The sequence below is a fragment of the Variovorax terrae genome, from assembly GCF_022809125.1.
GTDB lineage: Bacteria > Pseudomonadota > Gammaproteobacteria > Burkholderiales > Burkholderiaceae_C > Variovorax_A > Variovorax_A terrae.
Genome location: NZ_JALGBI010000001.1, coordinates 637,740 through 662,291, shown reverse-complemented (window position 1 = coordinate 662,291; position 24,552 = coordinate 637,740). Strand labels below are relative to the sequence as shown.

The window sequence follows — 24,552 nt, the reverse complement described above, 5'->3', positions numbered from 1 at the left end:
CCACCCCCCGAGGGGGAGGCGTTTCGCCTTGGGGCGGCCCGGCGGCGAAACCTTCTGCCCAGCATCATGAAACAACAACCCATCACCCTACTCATCTGCGCCCTCGGCGGCGAAGGCGGCGGCGTGCTGACCGAATGGCTGGTCGACATCGCCCGCCATGCCGGCTACGCCGCCCAGAGCACCTCGATCCCCGGCGTGGCCCAGCGCACCGGCGCCACCACCTACTACATCGAGGTGTTCCCGGTGCCGCTGGCCCAGCTCGGCGGGCGCCGCCCGGTGTTCAGCCTCAACCCGGTGCCGGGCGCACTGGACGCCATCGTCTCCTCCGAGCTGCTGGAAACCACGCGCCAGATCGGCAACGGCATGAGCTCGCCCGAGCGCACCGCCGTCATCACCTCGTCCAGCCGCACGCTGACCACGCAGGAGCGCATGCAACTCGGCGACGGCCGCGCCGACAGCGCGCCGCTGCTCGACGTGGTCAAGACCTTCAGCCGCGAGCACCATGTGTTCGACATGGGCGCGGTGGCGCGCGAATCGGGCACCGTGGTCAGCGCCGTCATGCTGGGCGCGGTGGCCGGCAGCGGCCTGTTCCCGTTCCCGCGCGAGGCCTATGAAACCGTGATCCGCCAGGGCGGCCGGGGCGCCGAAGCCAGCCTGCGCGGCTTCGCAAAGGCTTTCGAGCTCGTCAGCGCACCGCGCGCGCAGGCCGCCTACGTCTCCGGCTTGCTATTGAATCAGGAGCATGAAACGACCAAGGCGCCTGGACTTCCGGCCGATCTGGCTCAAAAATTCCCACCCGCGGTACATGAGCTGCTGGCGCTGGGCCATGCCCGCGTGCTCGAGTACCAGGACGCGGCCTATGCCCGCCTGTACGTGCAGCGCCTGGCCCAGGTGCTCGACGCCGAGCGCGCCAGCGATCCCGCCGGCGCCCAGGGCTTTGCCACCACGCGCGAGATGGCGCGCTGGCTGGCGCTGTGGATGGCGTTCGACGACATCGTGCGCGTGGCCGACCTCAAGAGCCGCGCCAGCCGCACGCAGCGCGTGCGCGGCGAGGTCAAGGCCGGCAGCGACGATCTGCTGAAGGTCTATGACCACTTCAAGCCCGGCGCGCCCGAGTTCGCCGCGCTGCTGCCGCAGGGGCTGGCCCAGCGCGTGCTGGCCTGGGACCAGCGCCGCGCGGTGTCGGGCCGGCAGCCCTGGGCCATGCCGCTGAAGATCGGCACGCACTCGGTGTTCGGCATGCTCTCGCTGCGCCTGCTGGCCAGCCTCAAATGGCTGCGCGTGCGCGGCAGCCGCTACGCCACCGAGCAGGCCATGATCGAGCCCTGGCTCGCAGGCGTGGTGCTGGGCACGCGCACCCACTGGCAGCTTGGCCACGAGATCGCGCTGTGCGGCCGCCTGATCAAGGGCTACGGCTCGACCAACGAGCGCGGCAAGGAGAACCTGCTGCACGTGCTGCAGCACCTCGCCACCGGCGATGCGCCGCCCGAGACGCGGGCGGCGGCCATCGCCGCGGCCCGCACGGCCGCCCTGGCCGACGAAGGCGGCAAGGCGCTCGACCAGGCCCTGGTGCAGCACGGCGCCCCGGCGCGGCCGGTGAAGGCCCAGCCCATCCGCTGGATGAAGCGCCCCCCCGCCCAGCCAGCGCCCAAGGCATGACGGGGCACGCGCGCGCCCGACTCCCCGGCCGCGCGCCCTCCAGACATGCATTGATTGCATACCGCTTAGTTTCCTTATTGCATTGATAGATGGTTCAACCGCCGCGATCATGCGAGGCTGCCTTGCCTGCGCGGCCCATAACGATTCCAGGAGACCCAGGATGAAAGCGATCGTCAACCTCAGCGACGTGCCGGTGCTGGAGCGCACGCACGCGCGCGCCGGCCTGTTCCGCTCGCAGTCGCTGCTCAGCGGGCAGGAGGGCACGCCGGAGAATTTCTACCTGCAGCTCTCCCAGACCTATTCGGACTTCGCCTCGCCGCGCCACCGCCACAACTTCGACCAGGTGCGGGTGCAGCTCAAGAGCGATGCCGACTTCGCCCGCGACGGCGTGATGCGCCCCGGCACGATTGCCTATTTCCCCGAAGGCGTGTTCTACGGCCCGCAGAGCATCTCCGGCGAATCGGCCACGCTGGTGCTGCAGTTCGGCGGCGCCAGCGGCAGCGGCTACATCTCCGAGGAGCGCTTCCAGGCGGGCGTGATCGAGCTCCGGCAGCACGGCACGTTCGAGGGCGGCATCTACCACCGCGCCAAGGAAGAGGGGGGGCGCAAGAACCAGGACGCCTACGAGGCCGTCTGGGAGCACATCCACGGCCAGCGCCTGGCGTACCCGAAGAGCGACTATGCGCAGCCGGTGTTCCTCGACCCGGCGGATTTTCCCTGGGACGACGAGCCGGGCCAGCCCGGCGTGCGGCGCAGGCACCTGGGCCGCTTCTCCGCGCGCGGCATGCGCCTGAGCCTCCTGGGCGTGGCGGCCGGCCACAGCGCGCTGCTGGCGCCGCATTCGCTGGTGTTCGTGCTGCAGGGCGCAGGCCAGGCAGCCCAGGGCGCGTGGCAGCAGCACGCCACGCTGCAAACCGGAGAGTCGGCCGAGACGGTGGGCGCGGCCCAGGACTGCGAGCTGCTCGAGATCCACATCCCGCCGCTGGCGCACTGAGCCGGCGCGCGGACGCACCCACCCGACGGAGACCGCCTTGAACCTCCCCCGCCTCCTGGCCGTGCTCGCGGCGCCGCTGCTGGCCGCCGCCGCGCTGGCCCAGCCCTACCCCAACCACCCCGTCAGGCTGGTGGTGCCGTTCCCGCCGGGCGGCGGCTTCGACGGCATCGCGCGTCCCTTCGCCGAGCGGCTGTCGGCGGCCCTCGGCCAGCCGGTGGTGGTGGACAACCGGGCCGGCGCGGGCGGCAACATCGGCACCGAATCGGTGGCGCGCTCGCCGGCCGACGGCTACACGCTGCTGTTCGCCAACGACTACCTGGGCACCAACCCCAACCTCTACAAAGGCCTGAAGTACGACCCGCTGCGCGACTTCGCGCCGATCTCGCTGGTGGGCTCGACGCAGATGGCGATCGCGGTCAACCCGGCCAAGGTCCGGGCCACCGACGCCCAGTCCCTGCTGGCGGAATCGCAGCAGCGCACGCTGCAGTACGGCACGCCGGGCGTGGGCACCTCGCCGCACCTGTTCGGCGAGCTCTATGCCTTCAACACCGGCACCAGGGTCCAGCATGTGCCCTACCGCGGCACCGGGCCGGCCGTCACCGATGCCATCGGCGGGCAGATCGACTTCGCCCTGGTCACCGTGCCGGCCCTGGTGCAGCACGTCAAGGCCGGCAAGCTGCGCGCCATCACCGTGATCGGCGGCACCACGCGCTCGCCGCTGCTGCCCGAGGTGCCGACGCTGGCCGAGAACGGCGTGCGCGGCGTGGACCATGACGTCTGGTATGGCCTGTTCGCACCGGCCGGCACACCGCCCGAGGTGCTCAAGCGCCTGCGCGAGGCTACCGCCGCCGTGCTGGCCCAGCCCGAGCTGGCCGAGCGGCTGCGCCAGCTCGGCTACGACCTCACACCGAGTACACCCGAGGCGCTGAGCGAGCGCGTGAAGACCGACCTGGCCAAGTGGAAGCAGGTGGTCGAGCGCGCGAAGATCACCCTCGAATAACAACACGGCACCCCAGACAGGACCGAGCCTGCGCGCTGCCGGCGGCCTGGCCCCACCCGGGGCCGGTTCGCCGGGAAGGCGCAGGCGCCAGGGCCTGGTTCATCACCGTTTTTTTGTTCCAAGGAGACAAGCCATGACCCGATTCAACGCCCCCCGCCGCGCCGCGCTGGCCGCAGCCGCCCTGCTGTCGCTGGGCCTGGGCGCCCCTGCCGCCCTCGCGCAGGCCTGGCCCGCCAAGCCGATCCGCCTGGTCGTGAACTTTCCGCCCGGCGGCGCCGCCGACCAGCTGGCGCGCATGGTGGGCCAGCCGCTGTCCGAGGCGCTGGGCCAGCCCGTCGTGATCGAGAACCGGGCCGGCGCCAACGGCAACATCGGCGGCGAAGTGGTGGCCAAGTCGCCAGCCGACGGCTATACGCTGCTCATGAGCTCGGGCGGCATGGTGTCGATCAACCCGCACCTCTATCCCAAGATGCCGTTCGACCCGGCCAAGGACCTGGTGCCGGTGGCCGCCATCGCGCGCGTGCTGGTCTACCTGGAGGTGAAGCCCTCGCTGCCGGTCAAGAACGTCCAGGAATTCCTCGCCTACCTCAAGGCCAACCCCGGCAAGCTCTCCTTCGGCTCGCCCGGCAACGGCAGCTCGCCGCACCTGGCCGCCGAGATGATGAAGGCCCAGACCAACCTCTATGCCGTGCACGTGCCCTACCGCGGCGCGGCGCCGGCGATGCAGGACCTGCTGGGCGGCCAGATCGACTTCATGTTCGACCCCGGCATCGGCCTGCAGCATGTCAAGTCCGGCAAGCTCAAGCTGCTGGCCGTGGGCAGCCCCAAGCGCTCGCCGCTGTTCCCCGACGTGCCCACGCTCGAAGAAGCGGGCCTGAAGAACTTCGACGCCGATACCTGGTTCGGCTTCTACGCACCAAGCGGCACGCCGGCCGAGGTCATCACCCGCGTGAACCGCGAAGTCAACAAGATCCTGGGCACGCCGGCCATCAGGGAGCGCATCACCGCCATCGGCGGCGTGCCGGCCCCGATGGTGCCAGCCGATTTCGGCGCGCGCGCCTCGATCGACGGCGTGCGCTTCGGCGCCCTGATCCGCGCCCGCAACATCAAGGGCGACTGATGGCGCCTGCCGAACGTCCCCGGGGTAAACCCTATTCGAGGCGTTACGGCAAATTGCTTAATATATTAAGTATTAGCGCTCAGCACCCTGCGCCCGGCACGATGCGGGCGCAGGCCCCCGGTCCCTCATCCGCTCCATACCGCAACACCACAAAGGAGACTTCCATGCGCAAGACCTCATCGCCCTTCTCGCTGAACCGGCTGCTGGCCTGTGCGGCGACGCTGGCCCTGGCCGCCGCGCCCGCGCTGGCGCAGGACAAGCCCGTGCAGCTCAAGCTGTCGAGCTGGGTGCCGGCGCAGCACCCGCTGAACCCGGCGCTGCAGGCCTGGGCCGACGACATCAAGAAGGCCTCGAACGGCACGATCACCGCGATCCTGTTCCCGTCCGAACAACTGGGCAAGGCCTTCGACCACTACGACATGGCGCGCGACGGCATCGCCGACTTCGCCTACATCAACCCGGGCTACCAGCCGGGCCGCTTCCCCATCATGGCGGGCGCCTCGCTGCCCTTCCTGTTCGCCAACGGCAAGGGCGGCACCGCCGCCATCGACGCCTGGTACCGCCAGTACGCGGCCAAGGAGATGAAGGACGTGAAGTTCTGCTTCGCCTTCGTGCACGATCCCGGCACCTTCCACGCGCGCAAGAAGATCACCGTGCCCGGCGACGTCAAGGGCCTGAAGGTGCGCCCGGCCACCAGCACGGTGGGCCAGCTCATCACCTCGCTGGGCGGCACCAACGTGCAGGCCTCGGCGCCCGAGTCGCGCGACATGCTCGAGCGCGGCGTGGCCGACGCCATCACCTTCCCCTGGGGCTCGATCGGCCTGTTCGGCATCGACAAGGTGGTGAGCTACCACATGGACGTGCCGCTGTACGTGACGCCGTTCGTCTGGGCCATGAACCAGTCCAAGTACGACGGCATGTCCGCGGCGCAGAAGAAAGTGATCGACGACCACTGCACCACCGAATGGGCCGAGAAGGTGGCCACACCCTGGGCCGATTTCGAGTACGGCGGCCACGCCAAGATCGCCAGCCAGCCGGGCCACGAGATCTACAAGCTCACCCCCGACCAGCTGGAGGCGTGGCGCAAGGCGGCCGGCCCCTCCGAGGCGCAATGGGCCGACAGCGTGAAGAAGGTGGGCCAGGACCCCAAGGCCGTGATGGATTCGCTCAAGGCGAGCCTCGTCAAGTACAAGTCTGCGCTCTGATGACCCCTCCCCCAGGCTACGCGCTGCGCGCTACGCCACCCCCCTCCGGTGCCCGGAGGGGGCGCACCCGGTGGCCCGGCCAAGCCGGTTCCACGGGTGCACTGGCATGGCCTGCTCCGCGGCCTTTGGACAGGCTGCGGGTAGGCACTCATAGCCTGAAGCCTCTCTGGAGCAACACATGAAGCGAAATCTCATGGACCGCATGATCAACTCGATCGAATGGCTGGCCGCCATCTTCGTGGGGATCGTGGCGCTCAACATCTTCATCGCGGTGGTGCTGCGCAAGTTCTTCAGCACCTCGATCCCCGATGCCTACGACTTCGGCCGCATGCTGCTGGGCATCCTGATCTTCTGGGGCATCGCCGCCACCAGCTACCGCGGCAGCCACATCACGGTGGACCTGGTCTGGACCTGGGCCGGCCCGCGCATGAAGCGCGTGATCGACGTGTTCGCCACGCTGGTGCTGCTGCTGGTCGTGACGGTGCAGACCGCCACCCTGTTCGACAAGGTGCGGCTGACCTACACCGACCATGTGCTGACCTACGACCTGAACATCCCCACCTGGCCGTTCTATGCCGTGGCCTGGGCCGGCGACGTGTCGGCCGTGATCCTGATCGCGATCCGCACCTGGCGGCTGATCTTCCATCCCGAGCTGCTGGAAGAAGACACCCCTCAATCCCATTCGACCGAGTGAGCCCATCTTGAGCACCGATGCCGTCGCCATTCTTGGCTTTGTCTCCCTCTTCGTGTTGATGCTGCTGCGCGTGCCCGTGGGCATGGCGATGGGCTTGGTCGGCGTCACCGGCTACAGCTACATCGTGGGCCTGGGCCCCGCGCTCAAGCTGGTCGGCCAGACCTCGATGCGCACCGTGACCGACTACACCTTCGGCGTGATCCCGATGTTCATGCTGATGGGCGCGCTGGTCTCGGTCTCGGGCGTGAGCCGCGAGCTGTTCAAGGCCGCCAACTCCATGATCGGCCACCTGCGCGGCGGCCTGGGCGTGGCCACGGTGCTGGCCTGCGGCGGCTTCGCCGCGATCTGCGGCTCCTCGGTGGCCACCGCCGCCACCTTCTCGGCCGTGGCCTACCCCGAGATGCGCCGCTTCAACTACCCGCAGTCGTTCTCCACCGGCGTCATTGCCGCGGGCGGCACGCTGGGCGCGATGCTGCCGCCGTCCACCGTGCTGGCGGTCTACGCCATCCTGACGCAACAGGACATCGGCAAGCTGTTCATGGCCGGCATCATCCCCGGGCTGCTGGCGATGCTGATGTATGTCATCACCATCATGCTGATCGTGAAGTTCCGTCCCGAGTGGCTGCCGGCCGGCGAGACCAAGCCCTGGAACGAGCGCGTGCAGGACCTGAAGAACGTGTGGGCCCCGCTGGTGCTGTTCCTGTTCGTGATCGGCGGCCTCTACGGCGGCTTCTTCACGCCCACCGAGGCCGGCGGCGTGGGCGCCAGCGGCGCCTTCATCCTCGGGCTGGTGCGGCGCAAGCTCAACCGCACCAACATCCGCGAGGCGCTGCTGTCGGCCACGCGCACCGCCGCGGCGGTGTTCACCGTGCTGATCGGCGCGCTGCTGTTCGGCTATTTCCTCACCATCACGCAAAGCCCGCAGAAGCTCACCGAATTCCTCACCGGCCTGGGCGTGGGCCGCTACGGCGTGCTGGCGATGATCATGCTGATGTACCTGGTGCTGGGCTGCCTGATGGACGCCATGGCCATGATCATCCTCACGGTGCCCATCATCTTCCCGGTGATCACCCACCTGGGCTTCGATCCGATCTGGTTCGGCATCATCATCGTGATGACGGTGGAGCTCGGGCTGATCCACCCACCCGTGGGCATGAACGTGTTCGTGATCAAGAGCGTGGTCAAGGACGTGAGCTTCACCACCATCTTCAAGGGCGTGCTGCCCTTCGTCGCCACCGACATCATCCGGCTGGTCATCCTGATCGCCTTCCCCATCCTCGCCCTGTGGCTGCCCGGCCGCATGGGATGAGCCCCCTCCCCATCACTTCATAGAGCATGAGCAAGCAAGCCACCTATACCGTGCGCGTCGAGTTCGGCGACTGCGACCCGGCGCGCATCGTCTGGTTTCCCAATTTCTTCCGCTGGATCGACGCGGCTTCGCGGCATTTCTTCATCGAATGCGGCGTGCCGACCTGGAACGAAACCGAGAAGACGCTGGGCGTGATCGGCACTCCCCTGGTGGACACCCACGCCCGCTTCGTCAAGACCGCGAGCTACGGCGACACGCTGAGCATCCAGGTCTCGGTGGCCGAATGGCGCGACAAGAGCTTCGTGCAGCGCCACCGCGTGGTGCGCCACAACGCCGCCGGCGAAGCCGACCTGATCATGGAATGCGACGAGGTGCGCATCTTCGCGGGCCGGCGCGCGGACAACCCCGAGGCCATCCGCGCCCTGCCGATCCCGCCGGAGATCCGGCGCCTGTGCGAGTGAGCCGGCCAAAAGGCTGAAGGCGCCGGGCTTCCCGCGCCCGACAGGTGAGCGCAGGGCGGCCGACGCACCGCGGTGCCGGGCGGCCCCGGCCTCGCCCTACACTCACGCCATGCCCTGGCACGCCCGACTCCAACTCGACTACCAACTGCAAGCCGGCCGCAGCACGGCCCGCTTCCTGCACCACGGGCCGCTGCGCGTGCTGCAAAGCCTCTATCCCGAAGGCGACGCGGTCTGCCACAACGTGCTGGTGCACCCGCCGGGCGGGCTGGTGGGCGGCGACACGCTCGAGCTGCAGGTGCAGGTCGGCCCCGGCGCGCACGGGCTCATCACCACGCCGGGCGCCACCCGCTTCTACCGCTCCGAAGGCGAGCCCGCCGTGCAGCGCACGCGCCTCGTGCTGGCGCCCGGAGCGCGCCTGGAATGGCTGCCGCTGGAGGCGCTCTGCTACAGCGGCTGCCTCGCCGAGAACCGCCTGCGGCTCGAACCGGCCGCGGGCGCCGAGCTGATCGGCTGGGACGTCGCCGCCTTCGGCCTGCCGCATGCCGGCCAGCCGTTCGAGCACGGCCACCTGCTGCAGCACATCGAGCTGCCCGGCGCCTGGCTGGAGCGCGGGCGGATCGACGCCGCCGATGCGCGGCTGATGGACGGCCCGCTGGGCCTGGCGGGCCGGCGCTGCCTGGCCTCGGTGTTCTTTGCCACGGGCAGTGCGCTGCCGCGCGAACGGCGCCAGCAGGCGCTGGACGCCGCGCGCGCGGTGATCGAGGCGCATGCGCTGCGCGACACCGCCGGCGCCACCAGCCCGAACGACCAGGTGGTGGTGGTGCGGGTGCTGGCGCCGCTGGTCGAGCCGGCGATGGGCCTGCTGCGCCAGGTGTGGGCCGCCTGGCGCACGCATTTATGGGAGAAATCGGCCCAAAGTCCGCGCATATGGGCCATGTGATGCTATCAATTCAATAGCATTCTCGATTTCCGGCTCCCGCTCAGGACGGGTGCGCCACCAGTCCGTCGGCCTTGAACATGGCCTTGATGCCGCGCACCGCCTGGCGGATGCGCGACTCGTTTTCGATCAGCGCGAAACGCACGAAATCGTCGCCCTGGTCGCCGAAGCCGATGCCCGGTGAGATGCAGACCTTGGCCTTTTCCAGCAGCTGGCGCGCGAACTCGATCGAGCCGAGCGCGCGGTAGGGCCCGGGAATGCGCGCCCAGATGTACATGCTGGCCTTCGGGCAGTCCACCGCCCAGCCGGCTTCGGTCAGGCCCTTGTAGAGCACGTCGCGCCGGCGCTGGTACTGCGCGGCGATGTCCTTCACGCACTGCTGCTCGCCCTCCAGCGCGGCGATGGCCGCCACCTGCAGCGGCGTGAAGGTGCCGTAGTCGTGGTAGCTCTTGATGCGCGCGAGCGCGGCCACGAGGTCGGGGTTGCCCACCATGAAGCCGATGCGCCAGCCCGCCATGTTGTAGCTCTTGGACAGCGTGAAGAACTCCACCGCCACGTCCTTGGCGCCCGGCACCTGCATGATGGACGGCGCCTTCCAGCCGTCGAACACGATGTCGGCATAGGCCAGGTCGTGCACCACCAGGATGTCGTGCTTCTTCGCCAGCGCGATCACGCGCTCGAAGAAGTCGAGTTCCACGCACTGCGCCGTGGGGTTGGACGGGAAGCCCAGCACCATCATCTTGGGCTTGGGGTAGCTGCCGCGGATGGCCTTCTCCAGCTCGGCGAAGAAGTCCACATCGGGCGCCACCGGCACCGAGCGGATGTCGGCGCCCGCGATCACCGCGCCATAGATGTGGATGGGGTAGCTCGGGTCGGGCACCAGCACGGTGTCGCCGCGGTCCAGCGTGGCCAGCATCAGGTGCGCCAGGCCTTCCTTGGAGCCGATGGTGACGATGGCCTCGCTGTCGGGGTCGATCTCCACCGCGTAGCGCTCCTTGTACCAGTGGCTGATGGCGCGGCGCAGGCGAGGAATGCCCTTGCTGGCCGAGTAGCCGTGCGTATCGGGCCGCTGCGCCGCCTCGACCAGCTTGGCCACGATGTGCGCGGGCGTGGCGCCGTCGGGGTTGCCCATGCTCATGTCGATGATGTCCTCGCCGCGCCGGCGCGCCGCGAGCTTGAGCTCGGCCGTGATGTTGAAGACGTAGGGGGGAAGGCGATCGATGCGCGCAAAGCGGCGCTTGCCTGAAGCAGCAGTCATGGTGAACTTTCACGTGAGCGCCCGGAACCGTCCGAGCGACGTGGCCGGCAATGGGGCCGGCCCGCTGTGATGGTAACCGATGCCCGGCGCGAGGCCGGGTGGCTCCGCGCCCCGCTCAGATCAGCCCGCGCAGCTCGCTGGCCCCGTCCTGCAGCACGAAGATGAGATCGCGCAACTGCTCGCGCGACGGAATCCGCTGCGCCGACAGGACCACGTTGAGCGCGGCCTCGGTCTCTCCGTTCAGGTTGCGCACCGGCACCGCGATGGCGTAGACCCCGCGCTCGTGCTCCTGGTCGGCGATGCAGTAGTCGTCGCTGCGCACCCGCTCCAGCAGTGTGCGGAACTCATCGGCGTTCACCACGGTGTGCGGCGTGAGGCGGCGCAGCGCCTTGCCGCTCAGCCAGGATTCGAGCTCCCCGGGGCTGAGCGCGGCCAGCAGCACCCGCCCCGTCGACGTGGCATGCGCCGGCAGGCGCGCGCCGAGGTGCAGGCCATAGGCCAGCAGGCGCGTGGGGCCGCTGCGGCCCACGATCACGACCTCGTCCCCATCCAGCACCACGGCCGAGATCGACTCGCCGGTCTGCACCGACAGGCGGTTGAGCGTGGGCTGCATGACCTTGGGCAGCCGGGCCGATGCGAGGTAGCTGCCCGACAGCCGCAGCACCCTGGAGGTCAGCCAGTAGTGGCTGCCGTCGGTTTCGAGATAGCCCAGGCTGGCCAGGGTGAGCAGATGACGGCGCGCCGCCGTGCGCGTGATGCCCGAGCGCTGCGCGGCCACGGTGGCGTTCATCTTCTGCCGCTCCGTGTCGAAGCTCTCCAGCACGGCGAGCCCCTTGGCCAGCCCTGCAACATAGTCGTCCCTGGCAACGGGTTTCTCGCGCCGCTTCGGCGCATGCTCATCCAGCCGATGGGCCAGGCCGGCGGAAGAGACGGAATCAACAACAAGTTTCGGAAGGTTCGGCATTGAAAATTCGAGCCGCTCAAGCCGGGGCCCCAGCAGCCTGTGCTTGAAATACCGGCTATTGCAGCGTTGCAGCGTTGCAGCGGCCTGGGGTCTTCCACAAGCCGATCGTTCTTTCAGAAACGAATCAAAACCCGGGAAATCCCTGGCCGCTTTCGAGCGATGGCTGCGGGCTGCCCCGAGTCTCCAGGGCTTGCCGCTATAACTGCTATGCCATTCATGGCAGGCGCGCGGCACGAGCCCTGCCTAGAATGGGTGCAGGGAGCACTACAGCCATCCGCTGGCTCGATCGTCAGGGTGCGCCTGGTCTCACCTCACGGCCGGCGGCAAGGAACCTGCGAGAGGAGCAATGGAATCACTGAACGTGCACGAGGAGCGGAGCCTGCTGGCGCCTGAATTGCTGGCGCGCTGGCGGGGCCTCCCGCTCGGCTGGTATGCGGCGGCTCCGCAGGTCGTGACGCCGCACTCGTGCGGATCGAACCCCCTGCTGGCCATGATCGACAGCGGCCACGCCCGTGCGGAATTCGGCTTCTTGCGCCGCACCGAACACAAGGACATTGGGGCCGGTGCCATCGGGCTGTTCAATGGGCTGGTGGATTCCCGCTACAGCAAATGGCAGTGCCGCTCCGTGCGCCGGATCATGCTCGCGCTGGACACCGACATCCTGCAAGGCAGCGGCCTGCTGTGCGAGGAGCTTTCCTCCATCGCCTGGGCGCAGGACACCGAGTTCCACGACCCGGACGTGGCCCTGCTGCTGCGCTCCATGGTGCGCGAGATCGCAGCCGGCAGCCCGAATGGGGCGCTGTACGCCCAGTCCCTGTCCCTGGGACTGCTGCTTCGCCTGTCCAGCACGCATCGCGTCGATGCCGCGCCCCCTCGGGAACGGGGCCGGCTATCACCCGTCCAGCGCCGGGAAGTGGAGGCCCTGATCCGCGCCGACCTGGCTGGCGACCTGTCCTTGCAGAAGCTGGCGGATGCCGCGGGGTTCAGCCTGCCCCAGTTCACGCGCCTGTTCCGCAACAGCTACGGGCAGTCTCCGCACCGCTTCGTGCTGCAGCAGCGCGTGGCGCGGGCCGAGGCCCTGATCCGGGCCGGCGCGCTGCCGCTCGCCGTGGTGGCGCAGCTCTGCGGCTTCTCCAGCCAGAGCCACATGACGAGCGTTTTCGCGCGAGAGCTGCGCATGTCGCCCGGCAGCCTCCGAAGGCTGTCGCGCGGCAACGCGGGCTGACGCGATGCCGGCCGGGCCACCGTCCCGGTTTTTCCAGCGCGTGCCCGCCTACTTTGCCTTGCCGGGATCCTTCACATCCTTGATGACATCGAACTCCACGTTGTAGAGCTGGCCGTTCTTGCGCTCGACCTTGCGCAGGTACACGTCCTGCACGATGTCGCGGGTCTGCGCGTCGATGAAGATCTTGCCGCGCGGGCTCTCGAAGATCTGGCCCTTCATGGCCGCCAAGAGCGCATCGCCGCCGCCCTGGCCCTTGGTGGCCTTGAGCGCTTCGTAGATCACGCGCATGCCGTCGTAGCCGCCGACCGCCATGAAGTTCGGGCGCATGCCCTTGTTGGCTTTCTCGAAGGCTTCGACGAATTTCTTGTTCATGGCCGAGGGGTGGGCCGCCGAGTAGTGGTGCGAGGTGACCACGCCCAGGGCGCCGTCGCCCATGTCGTTGAGCTGGTCGTCATCAGTGACGTCGCCGGTGGCGATCAGCTTGATGCCGGCCTTGTCCAGGCCGCGCTCCAGGAACTGCTTCATGACGGCCGCGCCCGCGCCCGAGGGTACGAAGACGAACAGGGCGTCGGGCTTGATGTCGCGCACCTTTTGCAGGAAGGGGGCGAAGTCGGGGCTGCGCAGGGGCACGCGCAGTTGCTCGACCACCTGGCCGCCGTTGAAGGTCAGGCGGTCCTTGAAGTATTTCTCGGCGTCGATGCCGGGGCCGTAGTCGCTGACCAGGGTGACGACTTTCTTGATGCCGTTCTTGGGCGCCCAGTCGGCCAGGGAGACCGAGACTTGCGGCAGCGTGAAGCTGGTGCGCACGATGTAGGGCGAGGCTTCGGTGATGCTGGAGGTGGCAGCGGCCATGACGACCAGCGGGGTCTTGGACTGGGTGGCGATGGGGGCGGCGGCCAGGGCGGCCGGGGTGACGCCGAAGCCGCCGAGCACGTTGACTTTCTCGTTGACCACCAGTTCCTGGGCCAGGCGCTTGGTCTGGTCGGGGGTGGCGGCGTCGTCCTTGATGATGAGTTCGATTTTCTTGCCGGCCACGGTGTCGCCGTTCTGCGCCATGTACAGGCGAGCCGCCGCTTCGATCTGGCGCCCCGTGGAGGCTTGCTGGCCCGTCATCGGCAGGATCAGGCCGATCTTGAATTTGTCTTGCGCCAGGGCCGGTGTGCCGGCCAGCGACAGGGCAACGAGGACTGCGCCTGCGGACAACGAGAAGAAGCGACGTTTTTGCATGAGGGTGTACTCCTGAAGAAAGAAAAAGAAATCGAAACCGGCTCGCCAGGCCGCTGCTCACCGGTTGACGGAAGCCTGCGAAGCGTTCCCGGCCCGGCCGGACACTGGCACGATAGACGCAGCAGCACAGGCGCAAGCACGGGGTTTTCGGCAGCAGTGAATGCTGGCCGCGCATTTCGCGCGATCACCGCCCAAAGCATCGAACGCCGAGCGCTTCTGTGAATTCGAGGCCACCCGCCCTGCTGGCAGCGCTCTGGCGTCGGAAAGCACCAGCGCGTCAAGTTGGCCGAGCAATGGTCTGGCATGGAACCGCTGCGGTTCTTCCTCCAGGGAATCCCGGCCAAATGCACGCAGGTCCGGGCACGGGCGAATCGGAATCGACCACCCGTGCCGCCTCAAAGCGCAGCGTCAGAACCGATGTCTTTGCGGAGCATGAACTTCGCAGCCGCGCTCAAGAACAGGTATAGCTCGCGGCCACTTTGATGTCCCCGCTGGAATAGGCGGGCATCTTCGGGTAGGCACACATGGCGCCCGTGGTGGCTGCCGGATTTGCGGGCGTGACCGGGCTGCTGATGACGATTTTGTCCGCCGGTGCGATCCCCTTCTCCACCCAATCCGTCAAGGATTGATAGTTGATGTCTTCCGGATACAGCGGAGGATTCGCCGCAGGATTCACAGTGCCGTTGGCCGGAAAGTGCCCCACACCCGGCAGCGTGTAGAGCTTGTAGAACTTCTGCACCTCGGCGACACCGCCCATCTGCGCAGCAACCCGGGTGTAGTAGTTGACGACGCCCGCATGGGGAATCACTTGATCAGAAGTGCCGACAACCGTGATGATCTTGCCGCCGCGGGCGCGGAACTTGGTCAAGTCCGGGTTGTCGGTGCTGATCCGGGAAAACTGCGATTCAAGCGCGAGCCCTCGATTGATCCCGTAGTAAAGATCGGCATAGCTCAGGTCTTTCCAGCGGTTCAGACCGTTACCCGTGGCATTGACAAAAGTCGACCCGGCTCGACTCGGATCCTGCAAGAAAAGTGCGATCTGGTCGAAGTGAAGGCCACTCGTGGAAACGCTTGTTGTTGTCAGGTTGGAACCACGAGGCCAGCCAAACCAGATCTGGTTCGCGCCAAGGGTCGACCCCAGACCGTTGTCCACCGAAGGCAATGGCACCGAGCCATCGGTCGTCGGGCCGTACCACATCTTGTTCACAGCCACGGCCTGCACCTGCGTCAGGCAACTCGCGGTGGCGTTCGTGCCCCCCGCAGAGGTGCACAGCACTTGCGCGTCGGTGGACGGATCGTAGGTGCACTTCGACGGATCGAGCAGATAGCCAAGATGCTGGCCACCGACCACGTCGCAGGCATTGATTGCGGCTGTCGACACCGCAGTCCATTGACTGGCGGTCAACGGCACGCCAGCGAGGTCGCGCTGGATGACGAGTTGAGGCCAGATTTGACTTGCGGTGAATTTGACCCAGTTGATGGCAGGTGAAGTCGCAATGATTCCATCGAAATCCTCCGGGTACAGTTGCGCCTGCTTCATCCCCTGGCGCCCGCCCGTCGAGCCCCCGTGCCAGTAGGTGTACTTGGCCGACGTGCCGTAGTAGGCCTGCGCAAGCGCTTTCGACTTGACGGCCATCTCGTGGATCCCGCGCTCGGAAAACTCATTCCATCCCACGGTATTGATGGTTCCATCAGGATTCATCAGGAAGTTCGAGTTGCCTGCCGAATGCCCCGTATCCGTGGTTGCGGCCACGGCTCCTTCGACGCCTGCGACGCTCCATGGGGCAGCAGACGGCGCAAAGGCCACGCCCGTCAAAGTTGCCTGCACGCCCCCGGCAGCACCGGCGCCGCCGAGCAGGTGCAGGCGCTTGTTCCAGTTCGCGGTCGATGGCAGCCACACCTCAATACCGATGCCGCTGGTCGTCGAAGGCGCGTCAAGCGGCCCCGGGTGCCCGGGCCCAACCAGAAGCTTCACCAGACACATATCGTTGGCCGCAACAGGCGTGGTGGCCGTTGCCGTTCCCGACAACAGGATCGGGTCGCCCGTCTTGAAGAGCTTGACCAGCAGGACCGAGGTATTCGCGTCTGGCTTGAAATTCGTCTTCATTGAATCGTCGCAACTCAGATTGGCAGGCGACGCGACGGTGCCCGGCCCCGGCGCCGCGGGCGCGCCGAGAAGGCCGGAGCTACCGCCCCCACACGCCGCCACGGCAAGACCGGCTGCAAGCGCAGCCAGCGGGCCCCAAATACGATTCCAAGTTTTTCTCACTGATATCTCCTGGTTGGTGTCCTGCATCGATCGATGCACCACGGTTCTTTGTCCATCACGTCAAAAACTGCAATGCAGCAGCCCCGACGTGTGGCCTCGCATTACATCGGCGTGGCGTCGCTTTGTCTTTCACAATCGACGCGGCATTGCACAGACGGCTCATGGAGGCGGCCAGGGCGCCATGAAACAGCCCTAGGGGAAACCCGCTCGACTCGAACAGCGCCCTTTTTTCTGGGCGAAAGTGAGATGATTCTTCGGTTGTGCGCAAGTCGTTGAGATACCGAATGCCCGAGGAACTCGAGAATCTTTCATTGCTGACGTCTGATCAGCTCAGTCGATGGCAAGGCCTGCCCGTGGGTTGCCTCGGCACGCCGGGCGGTAGCTGGCAACGCAAGTTCACTCCACAGATCACCCGTGTCTCGCTGCTCTCCACAGGCAACATGGGCAGCCGGCTCAGTAGTCAGGGGCGAAGCGCCGAACTGGATATCGACGCAGGGTCGTTTGCGATCTTCAATCCTGACATCGAGGTGAAGGTAAATCACCGCGGCGCCTTCCAGGCACAGAGAATCCTGCTGGACCTCGACACCCGCGCGTTGGTACGCCAGGGCTTTCTCGACGATCAACTGGTGACCACGCCACTCCGACAGAGCCTGCATTTCTCCGACCCCTCTCTGGCGGCTGTCATGCGGGCCATGGTGCATGAGATACGCCTGGGTTGTCCCAATGGCGCGTTGTTCGCCGAATCGCTGTCCGTTGGGGCTGTCCTCCATCTTTGCCGGACTCGCGGTGTACGCGCGCCCTCCCTGGGCCAGGAGCGCGGCAAGCTGAATCCCTGGCAATGGGCGCGAATCGAAGAGATGATTGCTCACGATCTGGCCGCCGATCTTTCGCTGTCGGCGTTGTCGTCTGCAACCGGGATGAGCAAGGCCCAGTTCGTTCGGCTGTTCCGGAATTCGACCGGCACCTCACCTCACCGCTACGTGCTGGAAAAACGGGTGGAGCGCGCCCGCAAGATGATTCAGTCGAACAGCGCTTCGCTGTTCGATATCGCACTCGAAGCCGGCTTCGCTAGCCAGGCTCACATGACGCGCAGTTTCCAGGACATACTCGGCGTCACGCCGGGTGCTGCAAGAAAGTACTTGAAGCGCAAATAACCGTGCGGCCACGGCCCGGCACCACGGCCGGGCATGCGATACCTGCGTTGCTGGCGAAACCATGCACAGGCGCAAGCGCCCGGGGTGTGGCGGTGGAACTGGAATCGCACCTGTCGATCAAGCGCGCGTGGTGGATCTCTGCCGGCGCAGTGCGATGCCGGCTAGTCAATCGAAATCCTGCACGACAACCGCGCAATCAGCGCGCAGCGCGGACATCTTCGCGCCGCCCGCCTGGCAGGGCGCCGGAGCGCTCCAGATACTCCCCTCAGCCCATCGAGGCGTTTTTAGGAGACAAGCATGATGAGTAGACACTGGAGAGCCCCTGCGCCGCTCGGAATCGGCGTTCTCATGGCCGCCATCCTGGCCGGCTGTGGCGGCGGCGGCGATTCGCTGAACGCCACGAGCGGCGGCAGCGGCGGCGGCACCACGCCGCCGCCCGTGGACAGCAACGCAATCGCATCGCTGCCGGCCGTCCCCGACAACCTGGCCATCGCGCCGAAGCTGGACTGCACGATGGCCGGCATCGGGGCGACGCAGATCAGCGCGGACGCGCCGGCGAGCATCCTCAGCGTGAGCACCGGCACCGCCAGCGGCACCGCGTACTGCCTGGTGAAGCTGAAGGTCGACCCCGCGGTCAACATCTGGGTGACGCTGCCGTCCAGCAACTGGAACGGCCGCTTCCGCGCAGAAGGCAACGGCGTCTATGCGGGCGGCACGCCCGCGGTGGCGTCGGACTCGGTGCGCCAGGGCTTCGTCGGCGTCACGACCGACACCGGGCATTCCACCAACGCGCTCTCCGGCGCGTTCGGCATGAACGCCGACGGCACGCCGAACACGCAGCTGCAGGCGGATTTCGCCTACCGCTCCGAGCACCTGATGGCGGTGGTGGGCAAGCAGATCACCAAGGCCTTCTACGGGCAGGACGCGCTGCGCTCGTACTGGTACGGCTGCTCCACGGGCGGCCGCCAGGGCCTGCGCATGGCGCAGCAGTTCCCCGAGGACTACGACGCGATCCTCGCAGGCGCGCCGGCCGTCCACTGGGACCGCTTCCAGGCCTTCCAGATCTGGCCCCAGGTCGTCTACAAGTCCGAGAACGTCACGCCGCTGTCCAGCGCCAAGACCGCGCTGGCCACCTCGCGCGCGGTGGCCGCCTGCGACGCCAGCGACGGCGTGGTGGACGGCGTGATCGGCGATCCGCGCGCCTGCACCTACGACCCGCGACAGGACGCGACCATCACGCGCGCGGGCTGCACCTCGGCGGACGGCACCTGCCTGAGCCCGGCCGAAGCCACGTCGGTGCAGAAGATCTGGAACGGCGCGCGCAACGTCGCGGGCGATCTGCTCTGGCCCGGCATCGAACGCGGCGCGGACATCGGTTCGCTGGGCGGTGCCGCCCCGTTCCCGATCCCGACCGAACAGGCCCGCTACTGGGTCTACTTCGACCCCACGTGGGACTGGCGGACGCTGACCTACCAGAACTACGAGACGTTCTTCAACGACAACATCCGCATGGTCGGCCCGATGATGGCCAGCGACAACCCGGACCTGAGCATGTTCCGCAAGCGCGGCGGCAAGCTCATCATGCACCACGGCTGGGCAGACCAGCTCATCATGCCGCAGGGCACGGTGAAGTACTACAACGCGATGCAGCAGCAAATGGGCTCCACGGATGATTTCGCGCGGCTCTACATGGTGCCGGGCATGGGCCACTGCAGCGGCGGCGCGGGCACGGACTCGTTCGGCCAGGGCTCCAGCGGCGCGGTGCCCATGACCGCCGACCGCGACATCTTCCGTTCGTTGATGGCCTGGTCCGAGAAGGGCGCCGCGCCGAAGGCGATCACCGCCTCCAAGGTCATCGCGGGCGTCACCACGCGCACCCGCCCGCTGTGCCCCTACCCGCAGGTGGCCCGCTACAAGGGCAGCGGCAGCACCGACGACGCCAGCAGCTTCGTCTGCGCAGCCCCCTGAGGCGCCAGCGGGCCGCCGGTGCCGCGCCCCGCAGATGGCGGCGCGCGGTGCCGGCGGCCCAAGGGTCAGCGCCAGGCGCCGCGGATGTGGTGCTGCGCCGCCGCGATGGGCTGCGCCAGCAGCCAGCCCGAGGCGGCGTAGACATCCTGCAGGGCCGCGTGATCGACGGTGTAGTGAATCTCGGTGCCCACCGGGGCACCCAGCGCCGGCAGCAGGTCCTGCAGCAGCGTCCTCGCGGCGGCCTGGTCGGTGACGTCGATGTCGATGCGGACGAACGCCGCCACACGGGAACCATCGGGCCGGGGCTCCCCCAGCGAATCGCCCCACCCCAGCACCGAGCCGATGCCCTGCCCCTGAAGGGCCTGGTCGATCGTTTCCTCCCGCTGGTGCAGTTCGTCCCCGCTATCAGCGCCGACCGGGATCTTGACGTACATGAACAAGGAGGGCCCGGGCAGGCCGCCGCCCTCCGGCGAGGCCGCGGATGCGGGTCTGGAAGGCTGGGCCATGACGGCAGATTCTAGAACCCGGCCCCGTTTCGCGCGCCGGCAGGCGCGGCGCCTCAGATCGCCACCAGTTGGCGGATGCCCCGCGCCTCCATCTCGCTGCCCGGCCCGCGCGCGATGAACTCGCCGCGCTCCATCACGAGGTAGTCGTCGGCCAGCTCCTGCGCGAAGTCGTAGTACTGCTCCACCAGCAGGATGGCCATGTCGCCACGGTCGGCCAGCATGCGGATCACGCGGCCGATGTCCTTGATGATGCTCGGCTGGATGCCTTCGGTGGGCTCGTCCAGGATCAGCAGTTTGGGCTTCGCGGCCAGGGCGCGCGCAATGGCCAGTTGCTGCTGCTGGCCGCCCGAGAGGTCGCCGCCGCGCCGGCCCAGCATCTGCCTGAGCACGGGAAAGAGTTCATACAGCTCGGCCGGGATCGGCGTGCTGCCGCTCTTGTAGGCCAGTCCCATGCGCAGGTTTTCCTCCACCGTGAGCCGGGCGAAGATCTCGCGGCCCTGCGGCACGAAGCCGATGCCGGCGCGGGCGCGCTCGTAGGGCGTGGCGTTCTGGATCGGCCGGCCGTCGAACTCGATGCTGCCGGTCTTGATCGGCACCAACCCCATCAGGCTCTTGAGCAGCGTGGTCTTGCCCACGCCGTTGTGGCCCAGCAGCACGGTCACCTGGCCCTGGCGCGCCTGGAGGCTCACGTCGCGCAGGATGTGCGAGCCGCCGTAGTACTGGTTGATGTTTTTAACCGAGAGCATGTCAATTGTCCTTGGCCACGGAGCATGTTGTCGCGCGGGCCACCGCGGAACCGGCTTCGCCGGGCCGCTGGTGGCGTCCCCTTGAGGGGGGAGCGCCGCAGGCGCATCGGGGGTGGGATTCAACGTCCAAGGTACACCTCAATGACTCTTTCATCGGCCTGCACCTGATCGAGCGTTCCCTGCGCCAGCACCGAGCCGTCGCACAGCACGGTGACGATCTCGGAGATGGCCTTGATGAAGCTCATGTCGTGCTCCACCACCATCAGCGAATGCCGGCCCTTGAGCGTGAGGAACAGCTCGGCCGTGCGCGCCGTCTCCTCGTCGGTCATGCCGGCCACGGGCTCGTCGAGCAGCAGCAGCTTCGGGTCCTGCATCAGCAGCATGCCGATCTCCAGCCACTGCTTCTGGCCGTGGCTCAGGTTGCCGGCCTGGCGCGACATGCTGTCGGCCAGGTGGATGGTGTGCAACACCTCGGCCAGCCGGTCGCCCTGCGCCGAGTCGAGCCGGAAGAACATCGACGACTTCACGCCCTTGTCGGTCTTGAGCGCGAGTTCCAGGTTCTCGAACACGGTGAGATGCTCGAACACGGTGGGCTTCTGAAACTTGCGGCCGATGCCCAGCTGCGCGATCTCGGCTTCCTTGTGGCGCAGCAGGTCGATGGTGCTGCCGAAGAACACCCGGCCTTCGTCGGGCCGGGTCTTGCCGGTGATGATGTCCATCATCGTGGTCTTGCCCGCGCCATTGGGGCCGATGATGCAGCGCAGCTCGCCGGGCGCGATGTCGAGCGACAGCTTGTTGATGGCCTTGAAGCCGTCGAAGCTCACGCTCACGTCTTCGAGGTAGAGGATGCGGCCGTGCGCCACGTCCACCTCGCCGGGCGCCACCAGGCGCGAGAAGCCCGCGGCACGGCCGCCGGACTCGGTCAGGCCCGTCGGCGGCAGGCCCTGATGGGCCGCGACGCGCCGGGCGCCGGCGTCCATCAGGTCGGGGGTCATGGGCGGGCTCCTTCCACGGCCGAGACCGGCGGCAGGCCGCCGCCCTCCACGCCCGGCTCAAGAATGGCAGAGGCGCTCACCGCCTGCGGGCCGGCCGCAGCGGGCGGCTCGGCCGGCGAGGGTGCGGCCGCCTTGCGGCTGGCCAGCCTGCGCGCGAGGCCGGCGAGGCCCTGCGGCAGGAACAGGGTGACCACGATGAACAGCGCGCCCAGGAAATACAGCCAGTACTCCGGCGCCGTGACGGTGAGCCAGCTCTTGGCGCCGTTGACGACGAAGGCGCCGACGATGGGGCCGATCAGCGTGGCGCGCCCGCCCACCGCCGTCCAGACCGCGATCTCGATCGAGGCGGCGGTGCTCATCTCGCCCGGGTTGATGATGCCCACCTGCGGCACGTACAGCGCGCCGGCCACGCCGCACATCATGGCCGAGATGACCCAGATGGTGAGCTTGTAGGGCAGCGGGTTGTAGCCCGAGAACATGACGCGCGTCTCGGCATCACGGATGGCCTGCAGCACGCGGCCGAACTTGCTGCCCACCAGCCAGCGGGCCAGCAGGAAGAAGCCCAGCAGCGTGAGCCCCGTCAGCACGAACAGTGTCATGCGCATCTGCTGCGTGGCGATCGGGATGCCGAGGATGCGCTTGAAATCGGTGAAGCCGTTGTTGCCGCCGAAGCCGGTCTCGTTGCGAAAGAACAGCAGCATGGCGGCGTAGGTCATGGCCTGCGTGATGATGGAGAAATACACGCCCTTGATGCGCGAGCGGAAGGCGAAGAAGCCGAACACGAGGGCCACCAGCCCCGGCACCGCGACGACCAGCACCAGCGTGGCGCCGAAGCTGCCCGACAGCAGCCAGTGCCAGGGCAGTTCCTTCCAGTCCAGGAACACCATGAAGTCCGGCAGGTCGCTGTGGTAGTTGCCGTCGCGGCCAATCTGGCGCATCAGGTACATGCCCATGGCATAGCCGCCGAGCGCGAAGAACAGGCCGTGGCCCAGCGACAGGATGCCGGTGTAGCCCCAGATCAGGTCCATCGCGAGCGCGCAGATGGCGTAGCACATGATCTTGCCGAGCAGGGCAACCGCGTAGTCGCTCATGTGGAAGGCGCTGCCGGCGGGCACCACGAGGTTGAGCAGTGGTGCCACGGCGCAGACAGCGATCAGCGCGGCGAAGAAAGCCGTCCAGCCCTTGCCGCCCAGCAGCGGGCCTTTGGTGGGAAGTAAGACCTTGCTCATGCCTCTGCACTCCGGCCCTTGGCAGCGAAGATGCCCTGAGGTCTCTTTTGAATGAAGATGATGATGAAGACCAGCACCGCGATCTTGGCCAGCACCGCGCCGGCCCAGCCCTCGATGAACTTGTTGAGGATGCCCAGGCCCAGCGCCGCATACACGGTGCCGGCCAGTTGGCCCACGCCGCCGAGCACCACCACCATGAACGAGTCCACGATGTAGCCCTGCCCCAGGTCGGGCCCCACGTTGCCGATCTGGCTCAGGGCGCAGCCCGCCAGGCCGGCGATGCCGGAGCCGAGCGCGAAGGCGTAGGTGTCGATGCGCGCCGTGTTCACGCCCATGCACGAGGCAATGGGCCGGTTCTGCGTGACGCCGCGCACGAACAGGCCCAGGCGCGTCCGGCCGATCAGCCAGGCCACGGCCAGCAGCACCAGCGCCGCGAACACGATGATGCAGATGCGGTTCCACGGCAGCGTGACGTTGCTCAGCATCGTGAAGCCGCCGCTCATCCAGGCCGGGTTCTCCACGCCCACGTTCTGCGCGCCGAAGATCGTGCGCACCCCCTGCTGCAGCATCAGGCTGATGCCCCAGGTGGCCAGCAGCGTCTCCAGCGGCCGGCCGTAGAGGAAGCGGATCACGCCGCGCTCCAGCAGCGCGCCGACCAGGGCCGAGGCCAGAAACGACACGGGAATCGCGGCGATCAGGTAGCCGTCGAACAGCGATTCGGGCAGGTACTTCTGGAACAGGCCCTGCATCACGTAGGTGGCATAGGCGCCGATCATCATCAGCTCGCCGTGCGCCATGTTGATCACGCCCATCAGCCCGTAGGTGATGGCCAGGCCCAGCGCGGCCAGCAGCAGCACCGAGCCCAGGCTGATGCCGCTGAAGACGGCGTTGATGCGGTCGCCCCACACCAGCGATGCCTGGATGTTCTTGATGGCGGCCTGCAGGCCGGCCTTGACGTCGGCGTCGGTTTCGTCGGCCAGGCGTTCGTTGAGCAGTAGCTTGGTGGCCGGGTTGCGGCTCTGGCCCAGGGCCTGCACGGCCTCCAGGCGCCGGGCCTTGTCGCTGCTGGCCAGCAGCGTAGCGGCGCGCGCCAGTTCGAGCTGGGCCTTGATGCCCACGTTCTGCTCGGCGGCCAGCGCCTTGTCCAGCAGCGGCAGGCGCGATTCGTCGGGGCTGGTCACCAGCGCCTTGACGGCCGCGGCGCGCACCTTGTCGTCGGGATCGCCCAGGTGCAGGGCGGCCATGGCGCTGTCGATGGCGCTGCGCATGAGGTTGTTGTTGACCACGTCTTCCGCATCGCCCGGCACCTTCACTTCGGCGCCGGTGACGGGGTCGTAGCCCTTGTCGTTCCGGATGACGATCACCTGCCTGTCGGTGAGCTTGACGGCGTCGTCCGCGAGCGCCTGCAGGAAGGCGCGGGTTTTCTCGTCGGCGGTGAGCACTGCCTTATTGAGCGCGTCGATGCGCGACTCCGATTCACCGGACGCGATGGCCCGGGCTTCCCCGGCGGTGAGCGCCTGCGCGCTGCCGGCCGCCAGCGCGAGTGCGGCCAGGGCGGTGGTGACAAATAGCCTGAACATGGCGAAAACCTTGCGGTGCTCCGGGGTAGGTACTTCAAACAGGCGGGCCCCA

Annotated in this window: 21 protein-coding genes; 12 read left to right on the top strand and 9 right to left on the bottom strand. The window is 67.7% G+C overall.

Going from position 1 to position 24,552, the window contains the following annotated elements; all coding sequences use genetic code 11:
• Positions 1-66: 66 nt before the first annotated feature.
• The 9 genes from MMF98_RS03000 (at position 67) to MMF98_RS02960 (ending at position 9,382) form a co-directional block, all read left to right on the top strand.
• Positions 67-1,659, top strand: coding sequence for an indolepyruvate oxidoreductase subunit beta family protein (locus MMF98_RS03000; protein WP_279343464.1), 1,593 nt, complete (start codon positions 67-69; stop codon positions 1,657-1,659).
• 160 nt (positions 1,660-1,819) lie between these two features.
• Positions 1,820-2,653, top strand: a complete 834-nt coding sequence (locus MMF98_RS02995; RefSeq protein ID WP_243304188.1) for a hypothetical protein — start codon at positions 1,820-1,822, stop codon at positions 2,651-2,653.
• 37 nt (positions 2,654-2,690) lie between these two features.
• The gene (locus MMF98_RS02990; RefSeq protein ID WP_243304186.1) at positions 2,691-3,653 is read left to right on the top strand and encodes a tripartite tricarboxylate transporter substrate binding protein; all 963 of its coding nucleotides are present in this window, start codon (positions 2,691-2,693) and stop codon (positions 3,651-3,653) included.
• Between the two features lie 133 nt (positions 3,654-3,786).
• Positions 3,787-4,773: a Bug family tripartite tricarboxylate transporter substrate binding protein gene (locus tag MMF98_RS02985; RefSeq protein WP_243304184.1), complete on the top strand. Its 987-nt coding sequence runs from the start codon at positions 3,787-3,789 to the stop codon at positions 4,771-4,773.
• 164 nt (positions 4,774-4,937) lie between these two features.
• Positions 4,938-5,978: a TRAP transporter substrate-binding protein gene (locus MMF98_RS02980; protein WP_243304182.1), complete on the top strand. Its 1,041-nt coding sequence runs from the start codon at positions 4,938-4,940 to the stop codon at positions 5,976-5,978.
• A gap of 178 nt (positions 5,979-6,156) precedes the next feature.
• The gene (locus tag MMF98_RS02975; RefSeq protein ID WP_243304179.1) at positions 6,157-6,672 is read left to right on the top strand and encodes a TRAP transporter small permease; all 516 of its coding nucleotides are present in this window, start codon (positions 6,157-6,159) and stop codon (positions 6,670-6,672) included.
• Positions 6,673-6,679: 7 nt separating this feature from the next.
• Positions 6,680-7,981, top strand: coding sequence for a TRAP transporter large permease (locus tag MMF98_RS02970; RefSeq protein ID WP_243304177.1), 1,302 nt, complete (start codon positions 6,680-6,682; stop codon positions 7,979-7,981).
• Positions 7,982-8,007: 26 nt separating this feature from the next.
• The gene (locus MMF98_RS02965) at positions 8,008-8,442 is read left to right on the top strand and encodes an acyl-CoA thioesterase (protein ID WP_243304175.1); all 435 of its coding nucleotides are present in this window, start codon (positions 8,008-8,010) and stop codon (positions 8,440-8,442) included.
• 109 nt (positions 8,443-8,551) lie between these two features.
• Positions 8,552-9,382, top strand: coding sequence for an urease accessory protein UreD (locus MMF98_RS02960; RefSeq protein WP_243304173.1), 831 nt, complete (start codon positions 8,552-8,554; stop codon positions 9,380-9,382).
• 40 nt (positions 9,383-9,422) lie between these two features.
• On the opposite strand, the gene alaC is transcribed toward MMF98_RS02960, so the two are convergent.
• Positions 9,423-10,637, bottom strand: coding sequence for an alanine transaminase (gene alaC, locus MMF98_RS02955; protein ID WP_243304171.1), 1,215 nt, complete (start codon positions 10,635-10,637; stop codon positions 9,423-9,425).
• A 115-nt stretch (positions 10,638-10,752) separates the two neighbouring features.
• Complete coding sequence (locus MMF98_RS02950; protein ID WP_243304169.1) at positions 10,753-11,601, bottom strand: IclR family transcriptional regulator domain-containing protein; 849 nt, start codon at positions 11,599-11,601, stop codon at positions 10,753-10,755.
• A gap of 346 nt (positions 11,602-11,947) precedes the next feature.
• Between MMF98_RS02950 and MMF98_RS02945 the strand changes: the two genes are divergently transcribed.
• Positions 11,948-12,826 (top strand): AraC family transcriptional regulator, encoded by an 879-nt coding sequence (locus tag MMF98_RS02945; protein ID WP_243304167.1) that lies wholly within the window; start codon positions 11,948-11,950, stop codon positions 12,824-12,826.
• A gap of 48 nt (positions 12,827-12,874) precedes the next feature.
• On the opposite strand, the gene MMF98_RS02940 is transcribed toward MMF98_RS02945, so the two are convergent.
• Entirely contained in the window at positions 12,875-14,053 is a 1,179-nt protein-coding gene (locus MMF98_RS02940; protein ID WP_243304165.1) for an ABC transporter substrate-binding protein, read from the bottom strand.
• A gap of 451 nt (positions 14,054-14,504) precedes the next feature.
• Positions 14,505-16,349 carry a tannase/feruloyl esterase family alpha/beta hydrolase gene (locus tag MMF98_RS02935; protein ID WP_243304163.1) on the bottom strand — a complete coding sequence of 615 codons (1,845 nt, stop codon included), beginning with the start codon at positions 16,347-16,349 and terminating at the stop codon, positions 14,505-14,507.
• Positions 16,350-16,606: 257 nt separating this feature from the next.
• On the opposite strand from MMF98_RS02935, the gene MMF98_RS02930 reads away from it, so the two are divergent.
• Together MMF98_RS02930 and MMF98_RS02925 are read left to right on the top strand one after the other, a co-directional pair.
• Positions 16,607-17,476, top strand: a complete 870-nt coding sequence (locus MMF98_RS02930; protein ID WP_243304160.1) for an AraC family transcriptional regulator — start codon at positions 16,607-16,609, stop codon at positions 17,474-17,476.
• Between the two features lie 348 nt (positions 17,477-17,824).
• Entirely contained in the window at positions 17,825-19,444 is a 1,620-nt protein-coding gene (locus tag MMF98_RS02925; RefSeq protein WP_243304158.1) for a tannase/feruloyl esterase family alpha/beta hydrolase, read from the top strand.
• Positions 19,445-19,509: 65 nt separating this feature from the next.
• Here MMF98_RS02925 and MMF98_RS02920 read toward each other — a convergent pair whose 3' ends face one another.
• From MMF98_RS02920 to urtB, 5 genes are all read right to left on the bottom strand, one after another.
• A complete protein-coding gene (locus MMF98_RS02920; protein ID WP_243304157.1) occupies positions 19,510-19,950 on the bottom strand; it encodes a hypothetical protein in 441 nt (146 codons plus the stop codon).
• 53 nt (positions 19,951-20,003) lie between these two features.
• Positions 20,004-20,696, bottom strand: a complete 693-nt coding sequence (gene urtE, locus MMF98_RS02915; RefSeq protein ID WP_243304155.1) for an urea ABC transporter ATP-binding subunit UrtE — start codon at positions 20,694-20,696, stop codon at positions 20,004-20,006.
• A gap of 119 nt (positions 20,697-20,815) precedes the next feature.
• Positions 20,816-21,691, bottom strand: coding sequence for an urea ABC transporter ATP-binding protein UrtD (gene urtD / locus MMF98_RS02910; protein ID WP_243304152.1), 876 nt, complete (start codon positions 21,689-21,691; stop codon positions 20,816-20,818).
• Complete coding sequence (urtC, locus tag MMF98_RS02905; protein WP_243304150.1) at positions 21,688-22,920, bottom strand: urea ABC transporter permease subunit UrtC; 1,233 nt, start codon at positions 22,918-22,920, stop codon at positions 21,688-21,690. The genes urtD and urtC overlap by 4 nt, the downstream gene beginning before the upstream one ends.
• Positions 22,917-24,500 carry an urea ABC transporter permease subunit UrtB gene (gene urtB / locus MMF98_RS02900; protein ID WP_243304149.1) on the bottom strand — a complete coding sequence of 528 codons (1,584 nt, stop codon included), beginning with the start codon at positions 24,498-24,500 and terminating at the stop codon, positions 22,917-22,919. The genes urtC and urtB overlap by 4 nt, the downstream gene beginning before the upstream one ends.
• Between the last annotated feature and the right edge of the window lie 52 nt (positions 24,501-24,552).